Raw genomic sequence first — 6,000 nt, forward strand, 5'->3', positions numbered from 1 at the left:
CTTTAAGCTATTTCACAGAGGTCGTCAAAAATTGTACGAAGCGCCCAGAGTTACTGTGCTAAACGCTACATCACGGCTTGCCAGTCTATTACCATTCGGGCCGAAGAATTCGATATTTACTGCATCTGCTTGTGAGATTAAACGTAAGGTTAGGCTTTCTACTGGCGTGTATTCAACACCTATACCAAAATGGAAGCCTAATTACGCGCAGCTAGACAATCAAAGATATTGCAATAGATGCCATGATCACGCCAACGACAAATTCCAACACCTTCCACGCTCTCGGGTTCTTAAACATTGGAGCCAAGAAGCGAGCGCCATATCCAAGTGAAAAGAAGAACACGAATGACGCCGATACCGCACCAGCGCCAAACAACATTTGATCCGGTTGATATTGAGTTGAGATAGACCCCAGCAATACCACAGTATCCAAATACACATGCGGGTTAAGCCAAGTGAACGCCAAACACATCGCAATCGCTTTGGTTAATGAGTCTTTAGTTTCTGCCGTGGCTTCTAAGGCGTGGTTTTCGGTAAATGCTGATCGGAAGCTTAAGAATGAATAGACACCCAAAAAGATAGCGCCACCATAACGGGCGAACTGCTCAATTTGTGGGAACTGCTTAACGATTGCGCCAAAGCCCGTCACGCCAAAGCTAATCAGTAAGGCGTCAGAAATGGCACATACAGCACAAACTGCCAATACGTGTTGGTTCTTAAGCCCTTGCTTTAAAACAAACGCATTTTGAGAGCCAATCGCAAGAATCAGCGAAAGGCCAAGGGAGAAACCTGCAAAGTAAGTCGACATCTAAGGCTAGCCTCTTAACGCAACTCAATACGCATAAACTGGCTGTGCGGATCCAACACATAATCAGCAAAGGGTTCACAGTATCCAAAGCCAAACTTTTCATACAGGTTACGTGCGGCCTTAAAGTAGTCTTCTGAGCCAGTCTCTAAGCTGATTGTTTGATACTGGCGAATGGCCGCTGTATCTAATACGTGTTGTAAAAGTTGGCTGGCAACACCTGACTTTCGTGCAAACTGTGAGGTCCTCATTGATTTGAGTTCAGCGTGTTGGGTATTTAGCTCTTTAATGGCAACACACCCAAGTAGTTGGCTGTCTTTCCAAGCACTGAAAAAAGTAATCTCTGGTGACTTGAGCCCATCTAGATCCAGTGCATGAACGCTTTCGGCTGGCGAAGTGGCGTACATATCAGCGAGGTGCTCTTCAAGTAATTCAATGACTTCCCCACCCGACAAGTCATCCACCTTAATTTCTATTGAAGCACTGCTTTCCAATGCTGTTCTATTTTCCATTGAACCCTGTGCATTTATTGCTGATGTCATTGTTTCAACTCTCCTTGTTTAGTTCGCTTATTTAGCTTGAGTGATTTGGTTTTTATCAACAGCCCACTTTCCTGAATTGTTTCCTTTTCAAGAACTCGGTTTGAATCAGTAAAATTACTGATTAATCATAAAATTATAAATGTCACACTGGGTTTACCTAGATACCATATTTTTCCTATCTCGTCTCGTGATAAAAGCGTTCCGCAAAGCCCGTATGGTCGCTGCATTGAGGGAGCAACACCTGTTTTAGTTAACGAATAAGTAGTCAGGGCAAAGTGAATAGCGATGACACGCGTACTGATGTTGTTGGCAGCTTAAACATCCCTTTAAACGGTCTCATTTAAAACGACCATAAGTTAGAAAATAAAACGCTTTCATTGATCGAATATTTGATTGCGATTTTCCAATTTCGGTATATGATGCGCCACCCTAATTTTTCAGCTTATGCTGCAGGCAAATATGTCCGCCAACGCACTCTATACCGACCTATCCGGTTACTATGATTTAATGTGTGTAGATATTGACTACCAAGCGCAAAGTAACTGCGTACGTAGACTCCATCAAATCTTTGGAAATGAAGGAAAAACACACCTCGACTTAGCTTGTGGCACTGGCCCACACGTTCGTCATTTTATTGATTTCGGTTACCAAAGCGGTGGCCTAGATCTTAACAAGCCGATGTTAGATATCGCAGAAGTTCGCTGCCCGGAAGCCAAGTTCTCAGTACAAAACATGAGTAACTTTGAGGTCACGGAACCACTCGATCTTATCACTTGCTTCCTGTATTCCATCCATTACAACGATGGCCTTGAGAAGCTTAAAGAGTGTATTGAAAGTGTGCATCGTGCGTTAAAGCCAGAAGGTATTTTCTGTTTTAACGTGGTTGATAAAGACAAGATCAGCAACGACCTGTTTGTTAGACACACAAAAAACCAAGACAAAGACGATTTCACGTTCCGTTCTGGTTGGTATTACTCTGGTCAGGGTGATAAGCAAGCGCTAAAGCTTAGCATCGAAAAGACGACTGCTGGTGAAACTCAAGTGTGGAATGATGAACACCCAATGGTGGCATTCTCGTTTAAAGAGTTAGTCGAGATATTGAAGCCCTACTTCGAGGTTAATATCTTCGAGCACGATTACGACAAGCTGATTCCTTGGGATGCTCAGTCCGGTAATGCGCTGATCACATGTGTCAAAATCTAGATTAATAGATAAACGGCAAATTAAACCAAATCTATAGATCAAAAAAGAACCCACACTCGCCATTCTCCTTTTAGAGCATCAGCCAGTGTGGGTTCTTTTGTATCAAGCTATCAGTTACTGAACTCTAAATTAGAAGTCCGCTGTCATACCTACGTAGTAAGTACGTGGCTCTTCAACATAGCCCATGCTCTCTAGCTCTTGTGATACAGCTTCGTCAGTTAAGTTCGTGATACCTGCACGTAGTCGTACTGAAGCATTCACGTTGTAGACAGCACCTAGGTTCAGCGTTGTGTAAGCGTCTTGAGTTAGATCGCTTTCGATCTGACGTTCACCACGGTAACGCGCACTCACGAAGGTACTTAGATCGTAAGTTGGGCTCCAGTTCAGTTTAACTAAACCCGAATGCTTGTAACGATCAAGTAATTCGTCACCAGTAGACTTATCTTCAGTGTCTAAGAATGTGTAATTACCAGACACACCCCATTCATCAGTAATTTGGAATTGGCCTGTAAGCTCAGCACCTTGAACTACAGCCTCTGATACGTTTGTATAAGTACGCTTACCATTCACATAGCCAGTTGAGCTTGAACTATCAGCGCAACCTTTACCCGATTCAAACACTCCGCCGTTCTCACAATAGGTTTCATCACGATCAATTAGGTCGTTGATTTCATTTCGGAATAAGGCACCTTCAACATTCCAACGAGGTTGGCTATAAATCGCAGCGATCTCATAGTTCAAGCTGGTTTCGGGCTTAAGATCTTCATTACCATGTAAATCACATACGCCTTTACAGCTATTAACTGTGTAGTCTGTCTGATTTTGAGTCAATGTTGGTGCTTTAAATGCTTTACCCACACCACCCTTGATGATCAGGTCATTCGTTGTTTGATGAACCAAGTACACACGTGGGCTGAACTCTTCACCGTACAGTTCATGCTTATCTAAACGACCACCAATGGTTGCCGTTAGTTGATCCGTCATTAACCATTGGTCTTGAACAAATAACGCACCTTGATAAGCTTCAGATGTACCATTGACTAAGTTTTCTTTGTTGGTTAATTCACTCAACTGGTAGTCCATACCAAACGTTACGGTGTGACTATCACCAAGATAAGTGGTCGCCGAAGCTTCAACAATTTGAGTCAGCTCTTCGATGTCACTGCTATAGTTAGTATCTGAGTCCGCAGCATCATTATCTGTCACATTTTCACGTGAATAACGTACTTGCGTGTCACCCCAGCTCCAAAAACCACTATGTGTGATCGCTTGGCTCTGACGTACAACACGTGTGTCAGACTCAATCACAGATGATACGTTTTCCGCAGATGACTCACGTTCGTCGTCACTGTAACCAAAATCGAAATCAATGGTTTGGTTGTCTGTTGCATTCCATGTCAGGCTCGCGAGTAAGCTTAATGTCTCTCTTTCTTCTAACGCAGTAATGTCTGAACGATCGTAACCAGAGCTATGCGTACCAGAATAGGGTTGCCAAGCATCACGGCTAGTTTGGTTAACAGATAGGCGAGCAAACAACTCGTCTTCAATCAACGCACCAGATGTCGTGAAGCCCATCGAATACTCTTCCCCTCCATCACCATCAAGTGGAGATGAAGTGTCCATGCTCAGTGTAGAGCTCCAATCGTTTTCTGGAGCCTTAGTGATGATGTTGATTGTACCGCCCATACCATCTGAACCGTAAAGTGCAGACATTGGGCCACGGATTATTTCAACACGTTCGATCGAATCAGCAGGAATCGTTGATAGGTCAAAGTCGTTACCACGGATGATGGCACTTGCAGAGCTTAAACGACGACCGTTCACCATGATAAGAGTGTAATCTGAATCCATACCACGAATAGAGATCATCTGACGGCCAGCACGTGTGCTATCAAAATCAGACTCAACACTCGTTGATTCTGCAACGATGTCCGCCAAGGTAATACCAGGGCTGTCTTCAATGTCTTGCGCGGTGATAACCGACATTGAAGCTGGCGCTTGTTTTAGTGCCATCTCGGTACGAGTTGCCGTAACAACCATTTGCTCATCTGTTGCTTGCGCTTCTTCTTGCGCCAACACGTTAGCTGAAAGTGAGGTACAAATAACAGCGACTGCGATCGAAAGGGGTTTACGAACCAAAAGAGGTTTGCGAATCAAAAGAGATCTCTCAGACATGATATTCATTCTTATATGTGATTGGTAATGATAATGGTTTGCATTAAACAACCAACTACCACTCTTATCAACGAAAGTTTCATACCAAAAATCGATTCTCGTTATTCACCATTCAAATAATGAAAGAGATCTATATCCAACTTGATAGGTATTCGTAATTTTCATTCACCCTGCAGATGGATTATGTATAAAGCTCTTTGAATATATTGCGAACCCAGCGACACATCGGGTCGTTATGAAAGCGCTTATGCCAGTATAAGTAGACGTCTTCTGATGGGTGGCGCAACGCTTTAGGCACGCGTTTACAAACAAGATCTCTTTGCGTAGCGGCTTGTTGAGCAAAAGGTGTCGGTAAATGAAAGATGATGTCGGTTGCTTCTGCCATATCCGGCGCGACGTTAAAATTGGAAAGCTGAATTGGAATGGACAGCTGGCGCTGCTTATCAATCAAGCCAAGATCTTTAAATCGACTTTCGATCGAGAGCTTCTTATCCCCTTGCAGTGAGATTTGACCAAGTTGGCTATTCAACAAGTCATCAACCGTGATCTCTTTGTCCGCCAAAGGATGTTTTTTACTCATCAGCAAACGGTAATCGCGGCTAATCACGAACATTCGATACAAATTTTGCTCTGAACTTAACGGCTCGTGGGTCGACAACACAAAGTGCGCATCACCGGATAACAGAGGCTCAAAGTGTCGTTTAGGAATCGAGTCGATATCAACAGTCATGTTTGGCGCTTGTTGACGTATCTCCGCAACTACCTTGGGCAGCAAGTGCGTGACATTAGGCACTAAACCAAAGAAGCGAACCGTACTGTCACTGCTTTGCGGTTCGAATACATCGCCATGTACCAGCTTTTCTAAACGTGTCAGTACCGAATTGAGATCTTGCTTAATGGCTTCTGCTTTTGGCGTTAACTCATAGCCATAAGCCGCTCGCACCAATAGATCATCATTGAAAACGGTACGCAGTTTTTGCAGAGATCGGCTCACCGTAGGTTGGCTCATATCCAGCGCCAATGCCGTGTTGGAAACGTGCTTCTCTTCAAGAAGGTGTTTAAGAATAACGAGTAGATTGAGGTCGACTTGAGCAAGATTCATTATGCAAATATTAACAATATATAAAATTCAATGTGCGCATAGTGCTATTTCTTAACATGTAATACAATTGATAATCACTCCTATTTTGATCTAGAGCAATATGCAGAGCAGAGTTTAAGGTTAGGTGGGTTTTAAAGCTCTAAGTCAGAACTGTTTAAAATCGAGTAGGAGGA

The 6,000-nt window shown here is 43.4% G+C and carries 5 protein-coding genes and 1 pseudogene; 1 reads left to right on the plus strand and 5 read right to left on the minus strand.

Translation table 11 applies throughout. The annotated features are described in order from the left end of the window. Nucleotides 1-24 precede the first annotated feature (24 nt). The 3 genes and pseudogenes from AB4507_RS22315 to AB4507_RS22325 form a co-directional block, all read right to left on the minus strand. Nucleotides 25-198 (minus strand): annotated as a pseudogene (locus tag AB4507_RS22315) (porin family protein); the annotation flags it as partial. 13 nt (nucleotides 199-211) lie between these two features. Beyond that, complete coding sequence (locus tag AB4507_RS22320) at nucleotides 212-808, minus strand: LysE/ArgO family amino acid transporter (protein WP_017059193.1); 597 nt, start codon at nucleotides 806-808, stop codon at nucleotides 212-214. A 14-nt stretch (nucleotides 809-822) separates the two neighbouring features. After that, nucleotides 823-1,347, minus strand: a complete 525-nt coding sequence (locus tag AB4507_RS22325) for a GNAT family N-acetyltransferase (RefSeq protein WP_017066999.1) — start codon at nucleotides 1,345-1,347, stop codon at nucleotides 823-825. A gap of 459 nt (nucleotides 1,348-1,806) precedes the next feature. On the opposite strand from AB4507_RS22325, the gene AB4507_RS22330 reads away from it, so the two are divergent. Further along, nucleotides 1,807-2,550 (plus strand): class I SAM-dependent methyltransferase, encoded by a 744-nt coding sequence (locus AB4507_RS22330; RefSeq protein WP_102393737.1) that lies wholly within the window; start codon nucleotides 1,807-1,809, stop codon nucleotides 2,548-2,550. Between the two features lie 129 nt (nucleotides 2,551-2,679). On the opposite strand, the gene AB4507_RS22335 is transcribed toward AB4507_RS22330, so the two are convergent. Together AB4507_RS22335 and AB4507_RS22340 are read right to left on the minus strand one after the other, a co-directional pair. Further along, nucleotides 2,680-4,725 (minus strand): TonB-dependent receptor domain-containing protein, encoded by a 2,046-nt coding sequence (locus tag AB4507_RS22335; protein ID WP_017066997.1) that lies wholly within the window; start codon nucleotides 4,723-4,725, stop codon nucleotides 2,680-2,682. 181 nt (nucleotides 4,726-4,906) lie between these two features. Continuing rightward, complete coding sequence (locus AB4507_RS22340) at nucleotides 4,907-5,827, minus strand: LysR family transcriptional regulator (protein ID WP_372183427.1); 921 nt, start codon at nucleotides 5,825-5,827, stop codon at nucleotides 4,907-4,909. Nucleotides 5,828-6,000: the final 173 nt, after the last annotated feature.

Source organism: Vibrio sp. 10N.222.54.A3, assembly GCF_041474095.1.
In the GTDB taxonomy this organism is placed as follows: Bacteria; Pseudomonadota; Gammaproteobacteria; order Enterobacterales; family Vibrionaceae; genus Vibrio; species Vibrio crassostreae_C.

Coding starts and splice junctions, on each gene's coding strand:
- AB4507_RS22320 (WP_017059193.1), bottom strand. CDS start 808: ATGTCGACTTACTTTGCAGGTTTCTCCCTTGGCCTTTCGCTGATTCTT.
- AB4507_RS22325 (WP_017066999.1), bottom strand. CDS start 1,347: ATGACATCAGCAATAAATGCACAGGGTTCAATGGAAAATAGAACAGCA.
- AB4507_RS22330 (WP_102393737.1), top strand. CDS start 1,807: ATGTCCGCCAACGCACTCTATACCGACCTATCCGGTTACTATGATTTA.
- AB4507_RS22335 (WP_017066997.1), bottom strand. CDS start 4,725: ATGTCTGAGAGATCTCTTTTGATTCGCAAACCTCTTTTGGTTCGTAAA.
- AB4507_RS22340 (WP_372183427.1), bottom strand. CDS start 5,827: ATGAATCTTGCTCAAGTCGACCTCAATCTACTCGTTATTCTTAAACAC.